The organism is Psychrobacillus sp. 05T411 (assembly GCF_056396485.1).
In genome coordinates this window covers 46,837-70,780 of sequence record NZ_JBFTLO010000010.1, presented here as the reverse complement: position 1 = coordinate 70,780, position 23,944 = coordinate 46,837, and the positions used below count along the sequence as shown (strand labels likewise).

Sequence of the window (23,944 nt, the reverse complement as noted above, 5' to 3'; positions counted from 1 at the left end):
CACTCTTTCTACGCTCGAGATAATAACAGTAAACTCATTATAGCGCAAATTTTCATAATATGATTACATTTTTATTCATACGGATAGATGCAAGCTTCAAGGTTATACTAAAAAAAAGTTATTTATAGAGGAGCTTGTACAGAAATATGGATACGTTTTTCGAATTGAACTTTTGGGAAATGATTCTTAGGACGACTATTTCCTTTTTTGCATTGTTAGTATTAGCGAGGGCTCTTGGTAAGAAACAACTTAGCCAACTTACATTTTTCCACTACATTACAGGAATTTCATTTGGATCCATTGCTGCGGAAATTGCTTCGCAAAAAGAAACACCTTTTCTTGATGGTCTTATCTCACTAATATGGTGGACCCTTCTTACATTGTTTATGAGTTATATTTCATTAAAATCAACAAAATTACGTGTTCTTGTCGACGATGAACCTACAATTATTATAAAGGATGGGGAGATTTCCGTTAAATCGTTGAAGTCGGCTCGCCTGCATATGGACGATGTGTTAATGATGTTAAGAGAACAATCTATTTTCTCTGTTCAAGATGTGCATTATGCCGTACTTGAAACAAATGGAGAGTTAAGTGTCTTTAAAAAAGTGGCCCAACAAGAAGCAACAAAGTTGGACGTCAAGGCGGATGTATCCCTTCCGGCATTTATGCCTTCTGAAATTATTTCAGATGGGAAAATTGTTCAAAAAAACTTGAAGGAACTCGATTTAACAGAGGATTGGGTAATGAAAAAACTTCGAAAACATGGGGTCGAATCAGTCAGTGACGTTTTTTACGCACAACTTCAAACGAATGGCTCTTTATATATTAGCTTAAGGAAAAATGGGATTTGAAAAGTTGCTATAGTGTTTATCTTTTAGCGGGCGAGCGACGAGCTCGCCCTTTTTTTTACTTAAATTCCATTATTGCTCGTATTAAATCTGTTGGAGCTTCATACATACTCATATGGCCTACATCATTTAATAATACTTGTTTTATATACTTTCCGTTTGCTGTAAAAACCTTTTCGGAAGGTATCAATTGATCCTTTTCTCCAGCTATTAATAACACTGGTAGAGTTGTATTTTCTAAAACTTCTCGACGATCTATTCGATTTTTCATGGCAATCAGTGCATTTTTGGCTCCAACAGGAGAAGTGGAATAGCCAATTTTTTTCACTTCCGTTATTTCCTTTAAATGACTGTCCAAATGGCTTGGGGAAAATAATTTCGGCACTAGTCCATTTATAAATGCTTTCATTCCTTCTGAATCTATTTTATGCGCAGAAGCATCTCTTCCTTCTTTTGCTTCTTCTGAGTCCGGAAAGCCCGTAGAATGGATTAACGAGAAACCCTTTAAACGCTCATTATATTTTTCTGCAAATGCAAGTGTAATATAACCTCCTAATGAATGCCCGAACATCGTTACTTGATCGACTTTTATTGCATCCATAAAATCTTTTATAAAAGTAGCATATTGCTCTATTTCTTTAATATTTTCCTGCACAGCCGAACTTCCGTGGCCAGGCAAGTCTAATGCAATCACTCGGTTCGTTTGTGCAAGTTCTTCGAAAATATTATCCCAATAATCCGAGCTCCCACAAAATCCATGAATGAGTAGGATCGGTTCCCCATTTCCTTCTTCTCTGTATGCTACATCTGCTTGATTAACTTGAATATTCATTACGCTCATCTCCTTATTTGATCGATAATTGTTTCACAGCTTCATTGAGCTTCTGTATGTCGACTGCTGTTACTTCCTTACTTGATAATTTGTATTTTTCTTTTAGCGCAAGAATGCGGTGTACACTTTCGTTAATTCTTTCCTCTGAAATTTCGCCGTCGTTTACTGATTTTTCAATAGCCTCTATCGCTTTTAGCACATTATCATATTCATGTGCGATTAACACAATATCGTTTCCTGCTTTTACTGCTTGGACAGTTGCTTGACCAATTTCATGATTATCTATGATAGCTTTCATCGTCATATCGTCTGTCATCACGACACCGTCAAACTGGAGTTGGTCTCTTAGTATGCCAGTAATAATTTCATGCGACAAAGAAGATGGAAATTCAGAATCTATTTTTGGCAATAAAATATGCGCAACCATTACAACATCGGCACCTTCTTCCATCGCACGTTTAAACGGAATCAATTCAAGCTTTTCCAAATCCTCTAGGCTTTTCTCCACAATCGGCAATTCTAAATGGGAATCCACAGCCGTGTCACCATGACCAGGAAAATGCTTCACAACCGAAATAACATGTTCACTTTGAATACCTTTCATCGTTTGAATACCAAGGTCACTTACAATATCTACATTATCTCCATATGACCGATCTCCAATCACTGGATTTTTTGGATTACTATTTACGTCCAGCACAGGTGCAAAATCGAGATTAAAACCAAATGCCTTCATTTCTTTTCCTAAGTGAGTACCAATTCTATAAGAATAAGAAGGATCATTTAGTTTCCCGATTTCCTTATTTGTCGGTAACTTGCTCAGTCCCGGTAATCGGGAAATTCTACCGCCTTCTTGATCGACACCTAAAAATAATGGAAACTTTTCATTTTCACTTTCTTTTTTTATGGCGTTTAATAATGTAGTTGTTTCATTTACATCTTTTAGATTATTTTTATAAAAAATGAGCCCACCTACTTTGTCTGTTGAAACTAGTCGTTTTGTCTCTTCGGAGAAGGTAGTTCCTTCCACTCCAGCAAAAATCATTTGACCTATTTTTTCTTTTAAGGTCATCTCACTTATGACTGGATTTTCTTGTACAACTGTTTCAACTGCGTCTGTAACAACAGAGATATGATCGACTAGTGGGTTCGGTTCACTTTCTGTTGGTTTCGGAATAATCCACTTTAGTTGGTAATTCGATTCTACTTCATAAATGAGTATTAGTAGTCCAGCCTCATCATATTTAATTTCATCTGCTTCTCCTTGAACTGCTTCAATATCCGTTAAACGTATTTGCTGGATAGCTTCTGAGTTAGATCTAATATCAAATACAATTTCAGTCTGATGACCAATCGTAGCTTTTTTGGACGGATAATCTTCATATATTGCTGTGGCCAAGTCACTTTTCTTTGCCGATTCCCCCCATAATTCATACACTTCCTGTATACCCGTTTTTCCTGCGATAAACGGTACATCCAATACTTGACCTTTTGACGCAAGCTCAAAGACAAGCGCAACAAGTGATTCTGCCTCTGGTACTTCAACATTAGATTGTTTTTCTTGATCGATTGTTTCCTTTGTTTTATCTTTATCTTCCATCACCATCACAATAATCGAGATCATAATAAATAATAAGAAAATGAGTCCAACTTTTTTTGTCATGCAAGAACCCTCCTTCTTATTGGTTTTCCCTAATTCTCCATTCTATAATCGTTGCCTTTATACCTTTATTATTTTAAATATAATTATTATACTTGATATATTTTTTATACCACCATATAATGAAATAGAAAAGAGGGAGAAATCCTATGAAAATTTGTCCATATTTAGAATCATCCTTTGAAATACTAGGAAGACGTTGGAACGGTTTAATCGTTCATTACTTATTTAATTGTCCCAATTATTGCGCCCATTTCTCGGATATGAAAAAGGATTTAACCGATATCACGCCCCGTGCATTGTCACTTAAGCTGACAGAACTTGCAGAACACGGGCTAGTGGAGAAAAAAACAACAGTAGAGCCATCTATCCAAATTTCTTACCATTTATCTGTTGCCGGTCAAGAACTTGCAGAAGCACTTAAACCGGTACATGCTTGGGCAAAACAACATATTACTTTAGAAAAGGGGAAATAACATGACGAATAATAATTCCATGATGTGTGATTTAGAAACAGGTATTTGTGGACCAGCAGGAGAAGGAAATTCCGAAATGGAACTAATCGATTTAACTGCACCAACTAAAAAAATCGATCTATATTATGTAACTGATCCAATTTGCTCGCATTGCTGGGCATTAGAACCGGCATTACGTAAGTTTATGGAAGAGTACGGTCAGTATGTCAATCTGCATACATTAATGGGAGGCTTGCTCGAAAAATGGGACGGATTCGCCGATGTATCCAATGGAATTTCCGGACCTGGTGACGTAGCAGGGCACTGGCGTGAGGTCGGTGATCATACACGTATGCCAATCGACGGTAGCTTCTGGTTCGAGGATCCGATTACTTCGTCTTACATTCCGTCCCGTGTATATAAAGTGGTGCAACAAAAAGATGCAAGCTTAGCTCCTGTCTTTTTGAGAAAAGCAAGAGAAGCCGTATTCCCGTTCAATAAAAATATTAGTAACGACCAATTACTAATCGACATCGTTAACAGCATCGGTCTAAACGGAGAAGAAATCGTAAAAGAATCTCATCTTCCAGCAGCACAGGAAAGTTTGCAAGAAGATTTTATCATGGCAAGTCGACTAGGTGTACGTGGCTTCCCAACAATCATTTTCTTAAATGAAGAACAAAAAGGGGTAAAAGTCGTAGGAGCTCGCCCTTATGACAATTACGTGCAAGCTTTGAAGCAAATACTGCCAGAAGAAAACATTCAACCAAAAGCAGTGGATACATTACAACATGTATTGCAAAAAGAAGGACTATTATTCTCTCGTGAAATCGAAGAACTTTATAGTTTAGCACAATCAGATGTTACAGCATTTGTGGAAAAAGAATTAGTTGCGGATAGCTATGTGGTAGAAAAAGTGCTTGGGGAGAAATATATAAAACTGAAATAAAAAGCGCAAATGTCCTCGAGTAGCTTAGACTCAAGGACATTTTTTGCGTTTGGTTGCTCTTGTAGCTGGATTGATTGCTCTTTATGGTGAATTGGTTGCTGCTCCGTATTATTTGGTTGCTTTCGCTGTAGGGTTAGTTGCTTTCACAAGCATTTCTGTCTCCCTTATCCGTTTTTTTACAATTTCTCATAAGCCATCTTCCGAATAATTTGCTCATGTTGTGGATATTTCTCTAATAACTCTCTTTGCGTGAAAAGCTCAAAGTCTTCAAAATCAAAACCAGGGGACACCATACATCCTACAAGCGAAAACGCTCCATTAGCCACAACCGATGAGCCAAATATAGAGTTTCGTGGAACAAGGACTTGAGGGTATTCCCCATTTTCGATATCTAGCCCTAACTTATGCTCGACATAATTTCCTTCTTCATCAATCACATGTACAATTAGCGAACTCCCACCGTGGAAGTACCATAGTTCATCTGACTTTAATCGGTGGAAATGCGATATGTCTCCTTCTCCTAACAAAAAATAAATACTTGTATAATGCTTTCGAGTTGCTCCAAAGGCATCGAGTGTTTCTTCAGAAGCATGTGTACTTTTAAAATATCCACCTTCCGGATGGGCTTCTAAACCTAAGTGTTGTATATAATATTTCGCATCTTTATGCATTAAACTTCTCTCGTTTCCAAATGTTTTGTACAGTTAAATAGATGACATAAGTTTTCATTATCTTGAAGCTCTACTATAGTAACTGAAGTGTTCCCTATATCTTTTGCAAATTCCCCTTTTGGAATAAGTGCATGTAAAAGTCGTCCGATAAATCCGCCATGACTTACGACTAAAACCCTTTTACCAGGATGTGCTTCTTTCACATCTTCGATAAAGGACATCCCTCTAGAAATAATCGTTTCCTCCGGTTCAAAACCAATGTCTTGCTTCCTCCATTCAGGACCCCACTTCGCTACTCGCTCGGCTTCTGTAGTACCTTCAATGATTCCGCCACCAATTTCACCTAAACGTTTGTCTATAAGAAAATCGATTGTGGCTTGTTTTTCGGAAATTATTTCTGCCGTTCTTTTTGCGCGGATTAAAGGGCTTGTATAAATAACATCCCACTCTTCATGTTGCATTCTACTCGCAACACGCTTAGCCATTTCAATACCCTCTTCATCAAGCGGCACATCGGTGCTTCCTTGAGCTCGCCCTTCTTTATTCCATGCTGTTACACCGTGTCTTATAAAACCGATTGTTGTCATGTAATAAGCCCCTTTGCTTTTTCTTTAACTCTTTACTGAAATTTACTACGAAAACGCTCTTTCGGCAACACTTTTAAAAGATAGGTTGAATCGACTTTTTTATTAATTTCGACTTGACCTTCACGCAACGTCAAGGTTTAGACTGTAGATATTAGGAGGTGATGTAGTGGAATATACCATACAAAAGCTTGGTCAGTTAGCAGGAATAAGCACACGGACACTTCGCTACTATGATGAAATCGGCTTACTAAAACCAGCACGGATCAATTCATCGGGTTATCGAATTTATGGTTCTGCAGAAGTAGATCGACTACAGCAAATTTTGTTTTACCGGGAGCTTGGGGTGAGTTTAGATAGTATTAAAGAAATAATGACTTCAGAAGAATTCGACGGGGCAACTGCTTTAAAGGAACATCGGGAAAAGCTGCTAGAAAAGAGAGCACAATTAGATTTATTAATCGAAAATGTGGATAAATCCATTCAATTAACAGAAAGGAAGATTATCATGACGGACAAAGAAAAATTTGAAGGGTTCAAACAAAAGCTTGTGGATGATAACGAGCAAAAATACGGGAAAGAAATTCGAGAAAAATATGGCGAGAATACTGTCAAAAAATCGAATGCTAAAGTAAAAGGAATGACACAAGCACAGTATGAAGAAGTGACGAAGTTAGAAGAAAAACTAGCTTTGAATTTAAAAGCGGCAATAGCAACTGGTGATCCAGCAGGAGAACTTGCACAAAAGACAGCAGATTTGCACCGTCAATGGCTGAGCTTTTACTGGGATCAATATACGAAAGAAGCCCATGCTGGTCTTGCACAAATGTATGTGGATGATGAACGATTTACTGCTTACTACGATAAGATACAGCCTGGTGCGGCGGTGTTTTTAAGAGATGCTGTGCACATTTTTACAAAATAACACTAAGACTTTGCAAACATCAAGAAGACTAAGTTCGCACCAATTTCTAAATTCTAGTCCTAATCCAAAAGAATCCATAATGTTACTAATGGATTCTTTTTGGATATTGTCCTTATTATTAAATGTTGACAATTTCTGTTAGCTCCTAATAAAGAAATGATTAATGATTGAGTCAGTTGAAAATCATATGGAAAATTTTCGTACTTCAAATTGTTGTATGCTTAAATTTGAACTATTACTAGATTTATTTCCATTTTTCACATGTATAGTTTCAGTACCCGCTTTAAACGTTTTGGTGTTATCACAACTTCGTATCCAGTTAAATTCCAGGTCTGACTTTCTCCCATTAATGATAAATAATAATTACTAACTGATTTCTCATTATCATTAAATCCCGAAAGTAAAACAACAAGTAATAAAAATAAGCCGATATTATGCAACTCTGTATAAAAAGCTACATAATATCGGCTCTAAGGATTTTATACTTTATAGAAGATTAGCTTTTCGTTACATTCACAGAACTTTTCTAATTGAAAATTATAGGAAAAGTAAATATAACGAAAGCTGCCCAAAGTCCGTAGACCGGCAAATACTTAGTAACTGCACCTTGGATTGTTGAAGGTCCGGATTTGTTTTGTAGAAAACGCATATAGGAGAGCATAATCCAAATTAGATTTGCCCAGATAAGTATGTTTACTCCTAAAACAGCAATTCTATTAGGCGTAATCCCATAAGAAGAAAGTCTGAACACGATGGCTGACAAAGCCACACTGTCAATGATAAGCGCAAGAACAATTAAAGCAAAATTTATATAATCTGAAATGTTCTTCTTCTCGTCTGAGTCGCTCTCGGTAATGGAAAATATGGTAACGGCCAATACACCAAGGAGTATTCCGTTGAAGGCTATTAGGAAATTACGGTCCATAAATGGATTTTTTCCGACCCATATAACCGTTATAAGATAGACCAACAATGTGATCAGGACAAGAGGACTAAAAATTTTAGCTATATATGGTGTAATATTCTTCGCAAGTTTAAGATTCATTGATACCAGGTATGCAGCCACAATAGCGAGAGCGGCAGCACCAAATAAAACGACATTACTAAAATAAAATTCTTCTATATCCAGGCCAACAAAGCTAAATAATTGCATGGTTAATGCTGCTAACACCATTCCGCTAACTGCCATGCAGGCGTAGAGAATACAAAATTCCAAATTAAATTTAATATAGGCTAATCTTGTACTGCCTTTTGAATATTCATTTCCTGTAAATGCAAGCCCTACTAATACCCATAAGAATATGGGTAGATGTAAATAAGCAAGGATGATACTGTCTTTATAATTTAATGGCTGCATATTAAGATAAATCCCAGAAATCAGGAACAAGGCTGCAAGGGAATAAATAATACTTTTTTTCGGAGTATTATTGTAAACAAAATAGGCAGCAATAAAGGGAATTATTCCAAAAGCCAAGTTAATTGGAGCAATTGCTTCCTGTTCGACAAAATGGAAAATGATCCTGGTGCTTATCCCGGCCAGAATGGCTAAAATGCCCATGAATAAGAAACCTTTTTGAAGCAAGGAAGACTTTTCTGTATTTGCCGTCTCCTTGAAATGTAATCTTTCATACCAAACACCAAGAACCTGTGAATCAGGATTTTGTTCCCATGCGTGTGAGAATGACTTTTTAAAAGCTTTCGGGTCTTTTCTATACATTCTCTCCAGCTCATGAGGTTTATCAATACTTTCAATAATCAAATTGTTCATGTCCATAGTTATACCTCCCCTAATAATTGTTACATTAAGTTTCTTCCACATGTGATGGCATAGTACTGGATTTTCTTTAAAGCTTTTACAGATAAATCGGAGTAAGCTTTATTTTCGTCAATATAGCGTAAGAGTTTGAAAGCCTGATATAAAGCAAAGTAAAAAGGTATCGCCGGTGCATCGAAAGCGATGAAAACGAGATATTTTATAAAAGCAAACTCTGGAAGCAATTTTGCTACAAGATTCGCCATCTCAGGCACCCCAAAAATGCACCAAGCAAGAACTGGGACTCCTAAAAGAATAACAGCTATTTTTAAAAACAAGGTTGTTACTTTTTCCATAAAAAGCGTCTGACTTATTTTTTTATATTTTGATTTTAATATAAATTTTATCGTTTTGCAATAAACTTTTATTAATTTAAATAACATTTTTATTGTATACTTTTTTAAAGCAAAAATAAAAAGCATTCCTCATTCAAAGAAATGCTCTATAACTTTAAACCATTAAATTTATAACTTGTACAGCTAACCTGCAGTTTAAGGGAACACTTTCACAACCTTGTATTTATTTTAAGGTAAATATCTAGCGCGAAAATATATAGGAATCTTATTCTCCACAATCATTAACGATTAATCTACCTCTTTCTTTAACAGGGCATTTTTTAATACTTGCTCAAGTATGTGGATATCTTCTGGATAAGCTAAAGGAATCATTGCAATTTCCTCCAATGACTTCCAAGCGATTTCATGAATGAATTCATCTGGGTCTTGAAGCGTCATTTCCCCACTCACTATTTCCACTAAAAAATATTCTACATGATAAGAAATTCCATGTTCGCTAATGACGCCACTTTTAGTATGTATTTTTTCTGTAGTACGAACTATAAAGCCGGTTTCTTCTAAGAACTCTCTTATACAACATTGTTCAAATGTTTCCCCTTCTTCTACTGTCCCAGATGGAACGGTCCACTTCTTTTCTTCGTCCGGAGCTGCTTGAAGAACCATTAATATTTCCTTATTTTCATTGATACAAACCCCTGCTGCACCTTGCCATTTGAACATTTTTATTCCTCGCTTCATTTATTAGATTAGATCTACATCATTTATTTCGGGTACATGTCGTGATTTTTTCAAATCTACAAGCCCATTTGGACGAAAGCAAACACCTTCTGCTTCTAGCATTGCACGCTGTGAATAGGCGGATTCTTCATCTGGAATGGCGATTTCCCCTTTAATATTGATAACACGATGCCAAGGTAAGTTGTGTTTTGCACTCATCGTGTGAAGTATTCGGACAACCTGTCTTGCACCCCTGGGACTTCCGGCTTCTTTTGCAATTTGACCATATGTCATTACTTTTCCTTGTGGTATCGCTTTTATAATTTCCATAACTCTTTCTGTAAAAGGGTTCATCACTTTTCATCCTTTCATTACTTTGATTATAACTGAAAAATAATATTTCATTCAGTACCTTGCATAGAATAATACTGTATGATATATTGTTCTCAAAGGTACTATTCATTGAACAGTAGTGAAAGGAGTGAACGAGAAGTGAATATTCAATTTAAAAAAGGCGTACTGAATCTTTGTGTGCTTGTTTTATTGGATAAGCAAGATCGATATGGCTATGAGCTTGTCCAAAAAATATCCGACCAAATCTCCATTTMCGAAGGTTCCGTTTATCCGTTATTACGACGCCTAACTAAGGAAGGATATTTCACCACTTATTTGCAGGAATCAACAGAAGGCCCACCGCGTAAATATTATAAGCTGACGGAACTAGGCAGAACATACTTACATGAGCAGTTGAACGAATGGAAAAGCTTCACAAATGGTGTAAACAATCTAATCGAAGAGGGTGCAAAAAATGACTGAACAACAGTTTTTAAATGAATTAGAACTTGCGTTAGTGGGACTTTCAGCAGAAGAACGAAACGATATACTTTCTGATATAAGAGAGTATTTTATAAACGGTCGCGAGGATGGAAAAACAGATAGCGATATCGCCGTATCACTCGGTTCCCCGAAAGAAATTGCACAGGAATTAGTGGAGTTTCCGATTCAAGAAAAAATTTCGACTGAAAATAAAGTGATTAGAATTCCACAAACGAATTTTTCCAATGTCATGATGAAAATCGACTATGGCTCTCTAAATGTGTTCCCTTCTGAAACAGATGAAACGATTGTTGAGTTAATTGGAGAAAACGATAAACTAAAACTTACTGCAGAAGTTGCGAACGACACTTTATCCATTCAATTAAAATCAAAGAAATTCCAGTTTTTCAGCTTTTTATTCCTTATTAAAGAGATGAAAGTCAATGTAGCACTTCCTAAAAAACTATACACGACAATCATTATGAAAACAGACAATGGCCGCATTCGCGCAGAAAAAATGCTTGGTAAGACAATTAAAGCAACCTCCGATAACGGCAGCATCGGCTTAAAAGAAGTTGCCGCAACTGTTTTGGAAGTAGAAACAGATAACGGGCGAATTGAAATGGATAAAGTGCAAGTTGATAAACTTTCCACTCAGACAGACAATGGCAGAATTGAGTTGCGTAATGTAGATGCCGAAAAAGTTATTACGGAAACGGATAATGGAAGAATTATAATGGAATCAGTGAATGGGGATATCATCGGAAAAACCGACAATGGGAGAATTACACTTCTAACTTCAAGCCTTGACCGCATGATCCAGCTAGAAACCGATAACGGTAGCATTTTAGTTGAAACAGAGAACAAACCAACCGATGTATCGATACATGCTAAAACAGATCATGGCCGGGTTAGTGTGTTTGGCGAAAAGAATTCTCGTACTGTGTTTGGAAACGGCACAAATACTGTTCGGCTTTCCTCTGATAATGGGAAAATTACTGTGGCAAACAAAAGTATGACCTGAAAAAATAGCTCTTTGCTTCGGCAAAGAGCTATTTTTAAACTAGAACACTACTTTCTCTTCCAAGTTTCTCCACAAGTGATGTGCTTCTCTAGCAATATGCTCTAACAGGTTAGGTGGAGCGGTTGTAACAGCAGCACATGCTTTAATGAGTTCACTTAGTTCCAATTTAAATGCTTCTAATGCCTTAGCCTCTTTTATGACCATTTGGTTAAACGTATTTAACACCGGCGAGATTTCGTTACGTGGCTGTCGTATGATTGTTCTAAGTGCATTAGCTTGTAGAAATAGATTCTCAAATTTCTTTGTTTTCTTCCTTACTTCATCATGAAGCTCGTAGTTAGATGCATCTACATAATGGCTTATAAAAATAAGATGATCGAGCATTTGTCGTAACCAAAAATAATTTTCATGGATGGTTGCTTCTGCAGGGGTAATATGAGCACCAGTTTCGATCAATTTAAATACTTGTAGTGCCTCATCTGCTTCTCGTATCATATGATCGAGCAGTGATACCGGCGTTGAGATAATCACTTCACAATGTAGCGCTTTATCCATCGTATGAAGTAGTAAATCCTTAAATTCATGTGTAGAACTTTTCGCTTCGGTTAGTAAATTAACGATATCGCCTTGTTTCGATTCGGCTTGCCGAAATATGCCTCCCATCCGCTGAACCATTTGGTGATTTGCACGAGCAAGCTCTAGTTCATGATGGCTTATTTCCCGATCAAAAAATTCTCCATGCTCAAAATTATTCCGCACCCAAAAATCGATTATCCCAAATGTGTCTCGCTCATAATTATCTGTATAAGGCAAAACTACACCTCTTTCCTGTTAGTAACATCATCGTATCCTATGCAGGTTATTTGCCTATGGTTACGATAGTAAGATAGAAGCAGATAAATAAGGTTACAAAACAACATTTGAAATTTATTATGTGTAGAAATTATTTTTTAGTAAGTGCGAACAGGCACAATTAATTGAAGGATTTCATCACCATGGACGGAGTTTAAAATGAACGGTCGCATGCCTCCTGTAAATTGAACAATCACATCATGCCCGTCTAAAGCTTTTAAAGCGTCCATCATATATTTTGCACTAAACGAAACTTTTATCTCATCTCCTTCAATTGACGTCGATTGAATTTCTTCTTCCACTTCTCCAATTTCGGGAGAGCTAGATGATATTTCAACAATATGACCATCTAATGAGGACAAACGAACAATGTTATTGCGTTCTTCACGAGCTAATAAAGAAGCACGATCTATCGCTTGAAATAATGCTTTTCCGTTCATCGTAACAGTTGTTTTATAATCAGTGGGAATTAAGCGTGATGTATCTGGATAATTCCCTTCTAGTAAGCGAGAATACAACAATACATTTTCCGTTTTAAATAATATTTGTTGGTTTGTTATTGCTATATGAACAGGTTGTGACGAGTCTCCTATGATTTTGCTTAATTCGTTTAAGCTCTTCCCTGGAATAACTACACTGTATTCCCCTTCTGGTGGCTGCTCTAAAGTTACTTTACGGCGTGCGAGGCGGTGACTATCTGTAGCTACACAAACAAGCTCCCCTTCTTTAACTTGCCAAAGTACACCCGTTAATACTGGACGACTTTCAGAAGTGGAAACTGCAAAGACTGTTTCACGAACAATTGATTTCACTAAATCGGCTGGAATAGTGAACTGACGATCATCTTGGATTTCTGGAAGCAGCGGATATTCAGAAGCTTCTTGTCCGATTAAATGAAATTTCGATTTTCCGGAACGAATATGCGTATGATAATTGGCATTTACTTCAATTTCGACATCACTTGTCGGTAGCTTTCGTACGATTTCATTAAACATACGTGCTTGAACAACAATGGAACCCTCTTCGATAACTCGAATAATCTGCTCTCCATTTTCCTCTGCTTTTATAAACGTTTGGATCGTAATATCTGAATCACTGCCAGTCAATTTTAATCCATTCTCTGTAGCTTCCAGTTTTATTCCCGTTAAAATTGGCATGGTAGTTTTAGAACTAACTGCTTTCATTACATCATTTAAACCTTCTAATAATCGATGGCGCATAATTTCTAATTTCATCATTTACCCCACTTTTATATATAATATTTTTTACCATTTATTCATCTTATTAAATATCCCGTCAGAATTAATGTAACATTACAAAAACTTATTTGCACTGCGTTTTTCGAACCATAAAAAGGCCTATCACTTCCAAATAGCGATAGGTCCTCCATATACATTTGCTATGAAACTAATTATTGTTCAAATCCCAAGTGTACAGAATCTACCAATTTTTGATAACCAATTTCTTGATAGATTTTATTAGATGTGGGATTTAACATATCTGTGTAGAGCACACAAAATTGAAATTCTTTTAGCAGTTCCTTACTTCCTGCTGCAACCATCGTACGAGCGTATCCTTTTTTCCGTTCCTCTTTTGGAGTGAATACAAGTGAAACAGTGACGCCATTTGCTGTTGGTCTTGCTTTTTTCATCATAGATACAATTTGTCCTTGGTTTTCCCATAAGAATACTTCCTTTGCATCAAGCATCACTTTTACCCGTTTTTTAATTTCCGCTGGCGCAGTATTTAAAAGTCCAGTGTCCTCCTCGAATTGGCTATACCATTTTTCAATGAGCAACGCATCGTCATGTGTAGCATAACGCCATGTGCCTGGGCTCATTTCAAGTGATTCGTCTATTTGGTCTAATCGGTATAGTCCTTGATCCATCATAAGGGAAAAGCTTTGACCTGTTTTCTCCTGCCATTTTTGTGCAAATGCATATGCCCATTCTTTTACACTAATAATGGAGTTAATAGAGATAGATTGCTGGATGAGCCCATTGATACTAAGCTCGATGCTTTTCTCCATTCGCTTTTCGCTCACAAAAATGATGTTGAGTGGATGTGGTGGTGTCATTTGGAACAGTGCTAGTAACTCGCCGTCTTCTTCAATCGTTGCCATATATGGGTTTTCATATTTTCCATCTTTTATTGCTTGCAGTACTCCGAGAAACAAACTAAACTTATCTTCGTTTTTCTCTAAAAAAGGGGTGGCAACTCTCGCAAAATCTTTTGCATTTTCATATCTCTGAAATTTCAACATATTCTCCTCCTTTTCGCCTTTGTATGTTAATATAACGTAAAATACAATTGAAGGGGAATCCATTTTATGAAAATTGTTTCTATTCGAGATATTCATATTGGAGAAGGCGTTCCGAAAATTATTGTTCCACTTATGGGAAAAAACGTAGAGCAACTTCTTGAAGAAATTAAAACAATTAAACAAGTAGCCCCCGATATTGTGGAGTGGCGTGCAGATGCACTAGAGGATATTGAAAATTTAGCAGTGGTAAAAGAGACACTTTTCACTGTTCGCGATGCCTTATTCCCTATCCCACTTTTGTTCACCTTTAGAAGTCACCGCGAAGGCGGAAATAAAAGAATAGAAGATACCTATTATAAAGAGCTTCTTAAAAGTGTTATTCAAACAAAAGCGATTGACTTAATAGATGTAGAATTATTTTCTTTACATGTAAGCGAAATCGTGGATACGGCCTATGCTCATGACGTTTATGTAGTAATGTCCAATCATGATTTTGAAAAAACACCTGTCAAAGAAGAAATTGTATGGCGCCTACGAAGAATGCAAGAACTCGGTGCGCATATCCCGAAAATTGCAGTGATGCCTAAGACTCCAACAGACGTACTGGCTTTACTTGATGCGACTTATACAATGAAAAATCTTTATGCAGATCGACCAATTATTACAATGTCGATGGCTGCTACTGGGGCAATTAGCCGGATAGCCGGACAAGTTTTTGGATCTGCTGCCACATTTGGTTCTGGAGTGGAAGCATCTGCTCCCGGGCAAATACCTGCGGAAGAGTTAAGAAAGATGTTAAAGCTTTTACGTACGAAATAACGAAACTCTTTATATTTATAATGAAGAAATAAGGAGTTGTAGAAAGTTGATACGTGAAACGGAAGACAATCAAATCATTTTACCTACCCCATCTGAATTTAGCTTTGTCCAAAATCTAGGTTATTTGCAAAGATCGACAAATGAATGTATGTTCCGAATTCATGGAAATAAAGTAAGAAAAGCAATTGCCACAGATGAATGTATAGTACTTGTGGAGATTTGGGAACGAGACGAACATTCATTAACGATCGCATTTTTAGGAAATACAAAACCAACTACTAAACAAGCGATGGAACAAGTAACAGCATACATTAGGGAATGGTTTGATTTCCAAACAGATATACAGCCCTTTTATTCTTTAGCCAAAAGTGATGCGATTCTCCAACAAGCGGTCCATACATTTAATGGGCTTCGAATTATCGGTATTCCGGATTTATTCGAAGCAATGGCCTGGGGTATCCTTGGACAGCAAATAAATTTGCCATTTGCATATACGCTAAAGAGACGTCTAGTCGAGAAATTTGGAACTTCGCTGACGTACGAAGATGAACAGTACTGGCTGTTTCCAACACCAAGTGATATTGCAAAGCTAACAGTAGAAGATTTAGTAGGATTAAAAATGACCGTCAAAAAATGTGAGTATTTAATAGATGTTGCAAATCAAATAAATACGGGGCAGCTTACGAAAGAAATGCTTCTAGAAACAAAGGATGTCAAAAAAGCCGAGAAAATACTAACGAACATTCGCGGAATTGGACCATGGACTGCAAACTACGTATTAATGCGCTGTTTGAGATTCCCTTCCGCATTCCCAATGGATGATGTAGGACTTCATAACGCGATTAAACATGTGATGGGTTCTGAACAAAAGCCTACAAAGGATGAACTTTTAAAACTTTCTGTGCCTTGGAAAGGCTGGGAAGCTTATGCGACATTCTATTTGTGGAGATTCTTATATTGAAGTAGAAATGCCCCTTTTGACTAGATAAAAAGGGGCATTTCTTTGATTTGGTTGCTTTTATTAGTGAATTGATTGCTTTCCTAGTCGAAGTAGTTGCTCTCGTGACTAGATTGGTTGCTCTCCCAGTCAGTTTGGTTGCCCTAAGCCATTTATTTGAAGTCAATTGACAATTTAAGGAACCAATACGTCTAAAATGTCTTCCGATACATAAGTTTTATCGTTTTTTAATACTGGATTTTCTGTAAATTGTCGTAAACTTCGGTTATAGCTATATGTTTTATCTCCAACCGTAATAATCAGCGAACTATTCTCTAATTTTAAGTAAGTACCTAGACGTTTTGAATAAGTTAGCGCGCTGTAACCAAGTTGCTCTGCGACTTTTTTCAGTGGAATCATTTTTGTTCCATTTTGTATGAAATGATCGTTCTCAATAATCGTTTGAACTTCTTTCATTTCCGGTGATAGACTGTCAATCGCTATAATTTTAGTTGGTGGTGTTTGCGCCGGGATACTCATCGTTGTAATTGTATAAAAGACAACTAGTTCTTTTCCCTTTAAATCTGCTTGTTCAAGCTCCACACCTTTTTCATTAACTAAAAGTGTTTCTTCGCCAATATTTAGTTTTAATTCATTATCTAAACTTAAAAATTCATCGTCAAACTTAGATACTTTAACTGAACCCATCTTTGCTTCGTCATGCACAATTACCAATTCCGGATAAATTTGAGCTGGATAAATCATAATCATTGGCTTGTTTTTGTCATAGTATGCATCTATGCGTTGCCCTTTTTGAAATGTTACTTTTTCTACTGCTTTTGTCGTTCCGCTATTGAACAAGAGTGTTTCATCGTTCAGTTTGAAGTTTGTAATTTGCGGTTCTTTTTCTTCGGATTCCACTGTCAATGTCACAATGCCATCCTTCGTTTCAATGTCTTTAATCACTCCGGTTGACTTCATAAAATTGCTTGTGTCTTTTTGTTCCACCGTCGTTTCGTCCTCACTTTGCGCATTTGCCACTGGCTGATGGAAAACAAGTCCAGCTGCAAGGATCGTTACTGCAAAAATGCTTAGTTTTTTCATATTTTCGTTCCTCCATTCATTGAATCTGACGGGTAACCTAAGAAAACGTTACATAAAAAAGTGAAACATTTTCCATTCCCATTCCGTATAAAGTAATTAGAAAAGAAAAAATAGATGGGAGCTTACTTATGACATTATCTATTAATCAAGTAACCAAAAGGTACCAAGACTTTATAGCCGTTGATAACTTGACCTTTACAATTGAAAAGGGAGAGATTTTTGGATTAATAGGACAAAATGGAGCTGGTAAAACAACGACATTCCGTATGATTTTAGACCTTCAAGAAACAACGGAAGGCACTATCATATGGAATGGAACACCTATCAATTCGATTAATCGGGATATTTTAGGATATTTACCAGAAGAGCGTGGGATTTTCCCTGCAATGACTGTGGAAGATCAGCTTTATTTCTTTGGCGAATTAAGAGGAAAGCATCGAAATGAATTAAAGAAAGAAGTAGAATATTGGATTGAACGTTTCGAATTAGAGGATAAACGAAAAGCAAAAGCAGAAACATTATCTAAAGGGAATCAACAAAAAGTGCAGTTAATAGCGAGCTTTATACACCAACCGGAGTTCCTTATTTTAGATGAACCATTTAGTGGACTAGACCCAGTAAACAAGGATTTGTTGAAAAACGCTATTTTAGAATTAAAGGAGAAAGGAACGACCATCTTGTTCTCTAGCCACCAAATGGATAATGTAGAGGAGCTTTGCGATCATTTATGCTTGTTGAAACGAGGAGTCTCTTTATTTTCCGGTAGTTTATTAGACTTGAAGAAGCAATATGGGAAAACAAAGTTGACGATTCGAACGGATGTCGGGGAGGACGTACTCGGTAAGTTGAATGGCGTGAAGAATATACAACTTGGGAAAGACCAGTATATTTTAACGTTAGAAGATGAATCGTATGCACAATCTATATTCGACTTTGTATCGAATGGGAAATATATAGAGAAATTCAGTTTAGATTATTTAACGTTAGATGAAATCTTCAAAGATAAGGTTGGTGGACCAAATGTCTAAATTTTGGTTGCTTGTAAAGCAATTATATACACAAAAAGTGAAAGCCAAATCTTTTATTTTTTCAATCGTCCTTTACGTTGCCGTCATTAGTGGAGTAATGTTTTGGTCCGATATTAAAGAAGCCTTTTTCCAGAACGAACCATTACAAGTCGCTATTTTGAATGAAACAGATGCCGATATTGAAAGCTTTTTTGAATCGACCAGTGATATAGAGTATTCGTTTCCAACAGAACAGATAGCAGTAGTCGAGCAGCAAGTGATCGATGGAGAATACCAAGCAGCTGTCTTCGTTCGTGATCAAGACCATTCTTTAGCAGCGGAAATCGCAACGTTCGAACCACTTACCTTTAATGATCAATTAAGTATTTCTTCTACCTTGCAATACGCCGGGAAAATATATGAAGTACAACAATTAAATCTAACAGCGCAACAAGCCCAAAAAATTCTTCAATCAGAAACGATTATTTCTGCGAAAAATTTAAATGTCGATTCCGCATCAGGTAAAAGCGAAGACGAAAAAGCTGCCGGTATTGGTGCTTCTTTCTTAGTAGGCTTCCTCATCTATTCGTTTGTTATGACATTTTTATCGATGATTACAACAGATGTTGCATCGGAAAAAGGTTCGCGCGTTTTAGAAGTACTACTTGCGAGTGTTAAACCATCTACTCACTTTATGGCAAAACTTACAGGGACATTTTTACTTGCATTAACCCAAATTGGAGCACTTTTAGTAGTGCAAAGTTTGTTATTTTTATTCATCGACGGTGGTTCGAAATGGGATATGGTTGCGGAGATTGCAAATGAGTTGTCCCTTAGTTATATCGGGTACGCCATAGCATTTCTACTGTTAACGATTGTTTTATACTTAATCTTAGGAGCACTACTTGGTTCCCTTGTATCCAAAGTGGAAGAGTCAAGTCAAGCAATGATGCCGGCAATGATGGTCGGGATTATTGGGTTTTACGTATTAATTTCAGGAATGGCGAGTCCCGATACAATGCTTATTAAAATATTCTCGTACATTCCATTCACATCTGGGATGGTAATGCCCCTTCGAATTGGCGCAACCGATATTGCTGCGTTTGAACCAATCCTAGCAATGCTCGTATTAATCGGAACCGTTATACTAATGTTCCTAGTGAGCCTATCATTCTATAAACGCAGCGTATTAACATACAGCTCGGGAGGCATTATCCAAAAAATTAAAACCGTCCTTAAAGTGACAACATAAGTACACTTAGCTTTGAACCTGTGCCTGGCACTAATACATTCATGTTTAATAAAACAATCGTGAAAGTTTAAACTTTCACGATTGTTTTATTTTTTGTATTTATTACAAGATTGTTACTGAGGCTCAAATTATCTGCCTGCACAATTTTGGTAGTTTCTTGCATAAAATAGGTCATGAAAGAAAGGATGCGGATATATGTGCGGAATTACAGGGTGGATTCACTTTAAGAAAGATTTACAAAATGAGAAACCAATTGTGGAAAAAATGACGGGAACGCTTAGTAAAAGAGGGCCTGATGATCATAATATTTGGGGTGCAACTCATGCCTTGTTAGGTCATCGCCGATTAACGGTAGTCGACCCTATCGGTGGAAAGCAGCCGATGGTGAAAACGTATCAAGCTAACCAATATACACTTTCTTATAACGGTGAATTGTATAATACGGAAGATCTTCGGAAGGAATTATTGAAGCGAGGACATTCTTTCTCGGGGCATTCGGATACCGAAGTGTTATTGACCTCTTATATTGAATGGAAAGAAAATTGTATCGATCATTTCAATGGCATTTTCGCTTTTGCTATTTGGGATGAGCAGGAACAAAAGCTTTTTATCGCAAGGGATCGACTTGGGGTTAAACCACTTTTTTACACAGAAAGAACTGGAGGCTTACTTTTTGCTTCAGAACTTAAAGCACTTCTTGCACATCCAGAAGTATCTCCTTCTATCAATCGAGAAGGCTTAGCGGAAATAATTGGATTAGGCCCATCTCGTACACCCGGATCTGGTGTTTATGAAGGTATCCATGAATTGCGTCCAGCCCATGCGCTTACCTTTTCCCGAAATGGTCTTCGGATTTGGAGGTACTGGAATGTAAAAAGTGCGGAACATACCGATTCGTTAGATGAAACCACTGAGAAAGTTCGCTATTTAGTGACGGACGCCGTGGAGCGACAACTAGTATCAGATGTCCCCCTTTGTACATTCCTTTCCGGAGGTCTAGATTCAAGCATCATCACAGCAATTGCCTCAAAAGCATTCACTCGTGAAGCAAAAGGAACACTTCACACATACTCTATTGATTATGAAAACAATAAAATGCACTTCCAAGGGAACACCTTTCAACCATCAGATGACCAGCCGTGGATCCGAAAAGTATCCAGTAACTTGAATACAATGCATCATCATGCTGTTATCAGTCAGAAGGAATTAGCCGAATACTTAATAGAGGCTATGCATGTGCGTGATCTTCCTGGGATGGCGGATATTGACTCTTCATTACTTTGGTTTTGCGAAAGAATAAAACAAGATTTCACAGTGGGACTATCCGGGGAATGTGCTGATGAAATTTTCGGAGGTTATCCTTGGTTCCATCAAGTTACACATGCGGAAAAAGGATTTCCTTGGATTCGCTCCACAAATGAACGATATTCATTGCTAAACGATAGCTGGAAGAAAAAGCTTGCTATTCATGAATATGTTCAACATGCTTACGATACAACAATCTCTGAAACTCCTCGTTTAGAGGGAGAAACTTCTATTGAATCAAAACGACGTGAATTATTCTACCTAAATATGACTTGGTTTATGACGACTTTATTGGATCGAAAGGATCGTATGAGCATGGGAGCTAGTTTAGAAGTTAGAGTGCCCTTTGCCGATCACCGATTAGTCGAGTACGCATGGAATATTCCGTGGGATTTCAAAATGGTTGGCAATCAAGAAAAAGGAATTTTAAGAAAAGCATTTCAAGAAGATCTCCCGTATGACGTGCTTTATAGAAAGAAAAGTCCTTATCCGAAGACGCATAATCCCGTTTATACTGGGCTTGTCGGGAATATGCTAAAAGAGCAACTTCGAGATAAAAATTCTATCCTTCACGAGCTTTTCCAAGCGAAACGCCTCTCCGACTTAATCGACTCAAATGGGGATGCATTTCAAGTACCTTGGTTTGGTCAATTAATGTCCGGACCTCAACTATTAGCCTATTTAGTGCAATTGCATATCTGGTTTAAAGATTACAACGTACAACTTGTGGATTAAAAGAAAGAACGTCGAACGCCGTTGTGAACACTCCCTCCATATTTAATTTGTCAAGTTTACAAGAATATTACTGGTGCCAGGCACCCGTAATATTCTTGTAACAATGAGTCTGTTTTGTGTTATGATTGAGTTAATAATTTTGAGAGGATGATGGGTGGACAATGGATATTTAATCTTATTTCTTAAGTAGGGGTTTAACAAAATAAACACTACAAAATCGGAAATAGGATTAGTCTGCCCATTTTTCAATCAAATACGAATGATTCTCTACAACACTTTAGTTTGTAGTGGTTTTTTGCGTATTTTTTAAAGGCAAGCAATCCTTCCGATTCATATTCGGAGGGATTTTTTTATTCCTCCAAAGAGGAGCGGATTGTATGACATTACATGGTAAACTTATCAATTTAAACATCAAATTTGGGGAAAAATCTATAGTAGAAAATGCAAATGCAGATATCATTACCGGGGGAGTTATTGGAATCGTTGGTGGTAACGGTCAAGGTAAGTCCTCCCTTCTATCCATATTAGCAAATGAGGCCCTCCCTTCAAGCGGGCAAGTTGAATGGTTCGGAAGCACCCCAGCCATTAGCTATTTTAAGCAAGAGGATGAGCAATTTAAGAATAATGATTTTGCGGATCATGAACAGGAATACTTTAGTAAATGGTCCGTTCCGCAGGATAGAGAATATGACCATCTAAGCGGCGGCGAAAAAATGAAGAAACGATTATCCCGAGTATTTGCAGAAAAGTCGCAGCTTCTTCTATTAGATGAGCCGACGAATCATCTAGACCAAGAAAGCTTATCTTTCTTAAAGCAACAGATACAGGCCTACCTCGGAACAATTATTTTAGTATCTCATGATCGTTATTTCTTAGATGAGGTTGCAAATTGGATTTGGGAAGTGGAAAATAAAAAACTTGAAGTATATACCGGGAACTATTCTACTTACCGACAAAAGAAAGAAGAATCAAGATTAACACAACAAAGGCTCTATGATGCTCAACAATCTAAAATACAACAAGTAGAGAAACAAATGTCTGCGCTACAAAACTGGTCAGCTAAAGCACATGCAGATTCAACTAAACATGAATTTAATAAAGAATATTACCGAGTGAAAGCAAAAAAAATGGATGTACAAATACGTTCTAAAAAGAAACGCTTAGAACTTGAGCTGTCCAAAAACACTATCAATCAACCAGCAGTGGAAAAAGAAGTGACCTTTTCTATTGAAGGAAATAAGAAAAAAGGAAAACGCGTTATTGAAGCAAAAAATATGAGCAAAACCTTTGGCAATCAACTACTCTTTCAAAACGCAACTTTTACCGTCCAGTCTCAAGAACGTATTGGCATCTTAGGTTCTAATGGGAGTGGAAAATCGACATTTTTCCGCATGTTATTAGGAGAAGATGCCGTACAAGGTGAACTTTGGAAGTCGGAAGCGATGAATATCGGCTATCTTCGTCAAACCGTATTTGATTTACCAGAAGAAAAAACACCATTTGAGTTTTTTGGACCCACTGATTTTGAAACACGCGGTCAAATTCAAACTCTAATGATGAATCTAGGATTTTCGAAAGATCACTGGTCCCGTCCGATTCGCACGATGAGTATGGGAGAACGAGTAAAGTTAAAGCTAATGGAATTTATATTAGACCAAAAAGACCTTTTACTTTTAGATGAACCAACAAATCATTTGGATCTTCCATCACGGGAACAGCTAGAGAAAACCCTATCGACTTATCCGGGAACCATTTTATTAGTCACGCACGACCGGTATTTTTTAGAAAAGCTAACAAATAAACTACTCATCTTTGAAAATAAAACGATTAGGAAAGTAGAAATGGGCTACAACGAATGGATCCATAAAACGAATGAATCCTTACGTGAAAAAGACCTACTAAAATTAGAAACCGAGCGACAAGCAGTATTGGGAGAACTCAGTTACTTACAGAAAAAAGATAGTAAATACAAGGAACTAGACCAACAATTTATAGCATTAACCAACCAAATCAATGCACTAAAGAAAAAATGATGACAGAAATGTTACTGGTGCCTGGCACCAGTAACATTTCTGTA

General features: G+C 37.1%; 23 protein-coding genes and 1 pseudogene. 12 read left to right on the top strand and 12 right to left on the bottom strand.

Features of this window, described 5'->3' with window-relative positions; all coding sequences use genetic code 11:
• The first annotated feature begins 146 nt into the window (after positions 1–146).
• On the top strand, positions 147–854 hold the full coding sequence (locus AC1DFT_RS10400) for a YetF domain-containing protein (protein ID WP_477919126.1): 708 nt from the start codon (positions 147–149) through the stop codon (positions 852–854).
• A gap of 55 nt (positions 855–909) precedes the next feature.
• On the opposite strand, the gene AC1DFT_RS10395 is transcribed toward AC1DFT_RS10400, so the two are convergent.
• On the bottom strand, positions 910–1,683 hold the full coding sequence (locus AC1DFT_RS10395; RefSeq protein ID WP_477919125.1) for an alpha/beta fold hydrolase: 774 nt from the start codon (positions 1,681–1,683) through the stop codon (positions 910–912).
• A 13-nt stretch (positions 1,684–1,696) separates the two neighbouring features.
• Positions 1,697–3,346, bottom strand: coding sequence for a beta-N-acetylhexosaminidase (nagZ, locus tag AC1DFT_RS10390; protein ID WP_477919124.1), 1,650 nt, complete (start codon positions 3,344–3,346; stop codon positions 1,697–1,699).
• A gap of 146 nt (positions 3,347–3,492) precedes the next feature.
• On the opposite strand from nagZ, the gene AC1DFT_RS10385 reads away from it, so the two are divergent.
• Both AC1DFT_RS10385 and AC1DFT_RS10380 read left to right on the top strand, forming a co-directional pair.
• Positions 3,493–3,819: a winged helix-turn-helix transcriptional regulator gene (locus AC1DFT_RS10385; RefSeq protein ID WP_477919123.1), complete on the top strand. Its 327-nt coding sequence runs from the start codon at positions 3,493–3,495 to the stop codon at positions 3,817–3,819.
• A 1-nt stretch (position 3,820) separates the two neighbouring features.
• Entirely contained in the window at positions 3,821–4,747 is a 927-nt protein-coding gene (locus tag AC1DFT_RS10380; protein ID WP_477919122.1) for a DsbA family protein, read from the top strand.
• A gap of 176 nt (positions 4,748–4,923) precedes the next feature.
• Here AC1DFT_RS10380 and AC1DFT_RS10375 read toward each other — a convergent pair whose 3' ends face one another.
• Positions 4,924–5,418 carry a cupin domain-containing protein gene (locus tag AC1DFT_RS10375; RefSeq protein ID WP_477919121.1) on the bottom strand — a complete coding sequence of 165 codons (495 nt, stop codon included), beginning with the start codon at positions 5,416–5,418 and terminating at the stop codon, positions 4,924–4,926.
• A complete protein-coding gene (locus AC1DFT_RS10370) occupies positions 5,418–6,005 on the bottom strand; it encodes a histidine phosphatase family protein (RefSeq protein ID WP_477919120.1) in 588 nt (195 codons plus the stop codon). Before AC1DFT_RS10370 ends, AC1DFT_RS10375 begins: the two co-directional genes overlap by 1 nt.
• A 166-nt stretch (positions 6,006–6,171) precedes the next feature.
• On the opposite strand from AC1DFT_RS10370, the gene AC1DFT_RS10365 reads away from it, so the two are divergent.
• A complete protein-coding gene (locus AC1DFT_RS10365) occupies positions 6,172–6,927 on the top strand; it encodes a MerR family transcriptional regulator (protein ID WP_477919119.1) in 756 nt (251 codons plus the stop codon).
• Positions 6,928–7,453: 526 nt separating this feature from the next.
• Here the strand turns inward: AC1DFT_RS10365 and AC1DFT_RS10360 are convergent.
• From AC1DFT_RS10360 to AC1DFT_RS10345, 4 genes and pseudogenes are all read right to left on the bottom strand, one after another.
• Positions 7,454–8,701, bottom strand: a complete 1,248-nt coding sequence (locus tag AC1DFT_RS10360; protein ID WP_477919118.1) for a DUF4153 domain-containing protein — start codon at positions 8,699–8,701, stop codon at positions 7,454–7,456.
• A gap of 44 nt (positions 8,702–8,745) precedes the next feature.
• Positions 8,746–9,036 (bottom strand): annotated as a pseudogene (locus tag AC1DFT_RS10355) (DUF2975 domain-containing protein); the annotation flags it as partial.
• A gap of 288 nt (positions 9,037–9,324) precedes the next feature.
• Positions 9,325–9,756, bottom strand: a complete 432-nt coding sequence (locus AC1DFT_RS10350; RefSeq protein ID WP_477919117.1) for an NUDIX hydrolase — start codon at positions 9,754–9,756, stop codon at positions 9,325–9,327.
• Positions 9,757–9,777: 21 nt separating this feature from the next.
• On the bottom strand, positions 9,778–10,107 hold the full coding sequence (locus AC1DFT_RS10345) for an MGMT family protein (RefSeq protein WP_477919116.1): 330 nt from the start codon (positions 10,105–10,107) through the stop codon (positions 9,778–9,780).
• Between the two features lie 138 nt (positions 10,108–10,245).
• On the opposite strand from AC1DFT_RS10345, the gene AC1DFT_RS10340 reads away from it, so the two are divergent.
• Positions 10,246–10,569 (top strand): PadR family transcriptional regulator, encoded by a 324-nt coding sequence (locus tag AC1DFT_RS10340; RefSeq protein ID WP_477919115.1) that lies wholly within the window; start codon positions 10,246–10,248, stop codon positions 10,567–10,569.
• Positions 10,562–11,593: a DUF4097 family beta strand repeat-containing protein gene (locus AC1DFT_RS10335; protein WP_477919114.1), complete on the top strand. Its 1,032-nt coding sequence runs from the start codon at positions 10,562–10,564 to the stop codon at positions 11,591–11,593. The genes AC1DFT_RS10340 and AC1DFT_RS10335 overlap by 8 nt, the downstream gene beginning before the upstream one ends.
• Positions 11,594–11,632: 39 nt before the next feature.
• On the opposite strand, the gene AC1DFT_RS10330 is transcribed toward AC1DFT_RS10335, so the two are convergent.
• The 3 genes from AC1DFT_RS10330 to AC1DFT_RS10320 form a co-directional block, all read right to left on the bottom strand.
• Positions 11,633–12,406: a DUF2935 domain-containing protein gene (locus AC1DFT_RS10330; protein ID WP_477919113.1), complete on the bottom strand. Its 774-nt coding sequence runs from the start codon at positions 12,404–12,406 to the stop codon at positions 11,633–11,635.
• Between the two features lie 137 nt (positions 12,407–12,543).
• Positions 12,544–13,680, bottom strand: coding sequence for a DNA polymerase III subunit beta (gene dnaN / locus AC1DFT_RS10325; protein ID WP_477919199.1), 1,137 nt, complete (start codon positions 13,678–13,680; stop codon positions 12,544–12,546).
• Between the two features lie 176 nt (positions 13,681–13,856).
• On the bottom strand, positions 13,857–14,708 hold the full coding sequence (locus AC1DFT_RS10320; protein ID WP_477919112.1) for a GNAT family N-acetyltransferase: 852 nt from the start codon (positions 14,706–14,708) through the stop codon (positions 13,857–13,859).
• Positions 14,709–14,774: 66 nt separating this feature from the next.
• Between AC1DFT_RS10320 and aroD the strand changes: the two genes are divergently transcribed.
• A complete protein-coding gene (gene aroD / locus AC1DFT_RS10315; RefSeq protein WP_477919111.1) occupies positions 14,775–15,527 on the top strand; it encodes a type I 3-dehydroquinate dehydratase in 753 nt (250 codons plus the stop codon).
• A 46-nt stretch (positions 15,528–15,573) separates the two neighbouring features.
• The gene (locus tag AC1DFT_RS10310) at positions 15,574–16,488 is read left to right on the top strand and encodes a DNA-3-methyladenine glycosylase family protein (protein ID WP_477919110.1); all 915 of its coding nucleotides are present in this window, start codon (positions 15,574–15,576) and stop codon (positions 16,486–16,488) included.
• A gap of 171 nt (positions 16,489–16,659) precedes the next feature.
• Here AC1DFT_RS10310 and AC1DFT_RS10305 read toward each other — a convergent pair whose 3' ends face one another.
• Complete coding sequence (locus tag AC1DFT_RS10305) at positions 16,660–17,568, bottom strand: stalk domain-containing protein (RefSeq protein ID WP_477919109.1); 909 nt, start codon at positions 17,566–17,568, stop codon at positions 16,660–16,662.
• A gap of 128 nt (positions 17,569–17,696) precedes the next feature.
• On the opposite strand from AC1DFT_RS10305, the gene AC1DFT_RS10300 reads away from it, so the two are divergent.
• The 4 genes from AC1DFT_RS10300 to abc-f all read left to right on the top strand — a co-directional run bounded on the left by AC1DFT_RS10300 (position 17,697) and on the right by abc-f (position 23,900).
• Complete coding sequence (locus tag AC1DFT_RS10300) at positions 17,697–18,596, top strand: ABC transporter ATP-binding protein (RefSeq protein WP_477919108.1); 900 nt, start codon at positions 17,697–17,699, stop codon at positions 18,594–18,596.
• A complete protein-coding gene (locus AC1DFT_RS10295; RefSeq protein ID WP_477919107.1) occupies positions 18,589–19,827 on the top strand; it encodes an ABC transporter permease in 1,239 nt (412 codons plus the stop codon). Before AC1DFT_RS10300 ends, AC1DFT_RS10295 begins: the two co-directional genes overlap by 8 nt.
• Positions 19,828–20,022: 195 nt before the next feature.
• On the top strand, positions 20,023–21,867 hold the full coding sequence (asnB, locus tag AC1DFT_RS10290; RefSeq protein ID WP_477919106.1) for an asparagine synthase (glutamine-hydrolyzing): 1,845 nt from the start codon (positions 20,023–20,025) through the stop codon (positions 21,865–21,867).
• Positions 21,868–22,244: 377 nt separating this feature from the next.
• A complete protein-coding gene (gene abc-f / locus AC1DFT_RS10285; RefSeq protein ID WP_477919105.1) occupies positions 22,245–23,900 on the top strand; it encodes a ribosomal protection-like ABC-F family protein in 1,656 nt (551 codons plus the stop codon).
• Positions 23,901–23,944 lie beyond the last annotated feature (44 nt).

Coding starts and splice junctions, on each gene's coding strand:
- AC1DFT_RS10400 (WP_477919126.1), top strand. CDS start 147: ATGGATACGTTTTTCGAATTGAACTTTTGGGAAATGATTCTTAGGACG.
- AC1DFT_RS10395 (WP_477919125.1), bottom strand. CDS start 1,683: ATGAATATTCAAGTTAATCAAGCAGATGTAGCATACAGAGAAGAAGGA.
- nagZ (WP_477919124.1), bottom strand. CDS start 3,346: ATGACAAAAAAAGTTGGACTCATTTTCTTATTATTTATTATGATCTCG.
- AC1DFT_RS10385 (WP_477919123.1), top strand. CDS start 3,493: ATGAAAATTTGTCCATATTTAGAATCATCCTTTGAAATACTAGGAAGA.
- AC1DFT_RS10380 (WP_477919122.1), top strand. CDS start 3,821: ATGACGAATAATAATTCCATGATGTGTGATTTAGAAACAGGTATTTGT.
- AC1DFT_RS10375 (WP_477919121.1), bottom strand. CDS start 5,418: ATGCATAAAGATGCGAAATATTATATACAACACTTAGGTTTAGAAGCC.
- AC1DFT_RS10370 (WP_477919120.1), bottom strand. CDS start 6,005: ATGACAACAATCGGTTTTATAAGACACGGTGTAACAGCATGGAATAAA.
- AC1DFT_RS10360 (WP_477919118.1), bottom strand. CDS start 8,701: ATGGACATGAACAATTTGATTATTGAAAGTATTGATAAACCTCATGAG.
- AC1DFT_RS10350 (WP_477919117.1), bottom strand. CDS start 9,756: ATGTTCAAATGGCAAGGTGCAGCAGGGGTTTGTATCAATGAAAATAAG.
- AC1DFT_RS10345 (WP_477919116.1), bottom strand. CDS start 10,107: ATGAACCCTTTTACAGAAAGAGTTATGGAAATTATAAAAGCGATACCA.
- AC1DFT_RS10335 (WP_477919114.1), top strand. CDS start 10,562: ATGACTGAACAACAGTTTTTAAATGAATTAGAACTTGCGTTAGTGGGA.
- dnaN (WP_477919199.1), bottom strand. CDS start 13,680: ATGAAATTAGAAATTATGCGCCATCGATTATTAGAAGGTTTAAATGAT.
- AC1DFT_RS10320 (WP_477919112.1), bottom strand. CDS start 14,708: ATGTTGAAATTTCAGAGATATGAAAATGCAAAAGATTTTGCGAGAGTT.
- aroD (WP_477919111.1), top strand. CDS start 14,775: ATGAAAATTGTTTCTATTCGAGATATTCATATTGGAGAAGGCGTTCCG.
- AC1DFT_RS10305 (WP_477919109.1), bottom strand. CDS start 17,568: ATGAAAAAACTAAGCATTTTTGCAGTAACGATCCTTGCAGCTGGACTT.
- AC1DFT_RS10300 (WP_477919108.1), top strand. CDS start 17,697: ATGACATTATCTATTAATCAAGTAACCAAAAGGTACCAAGACTTTATA.
- AC1DFT_RS10295 (WP_477919107.1), top strand. CDS start 18,589: ATGTCTAAATTTTGGTTGCTTGTAAAGCAATTATATACACAAAAAGTG.
- asnB (WP_477919106.1), top strand. CDS start 20,023: ATGTGCGGAATTACAGGGTGGATTCACTTTAAGAAAGATTTACAAAAT.
- abc-f (WP_477919105.1), top strand. CDS start 22,245: ATGACATTACATGGTAAACTTATCAATTTAAACATCAAATTTGGGGAA.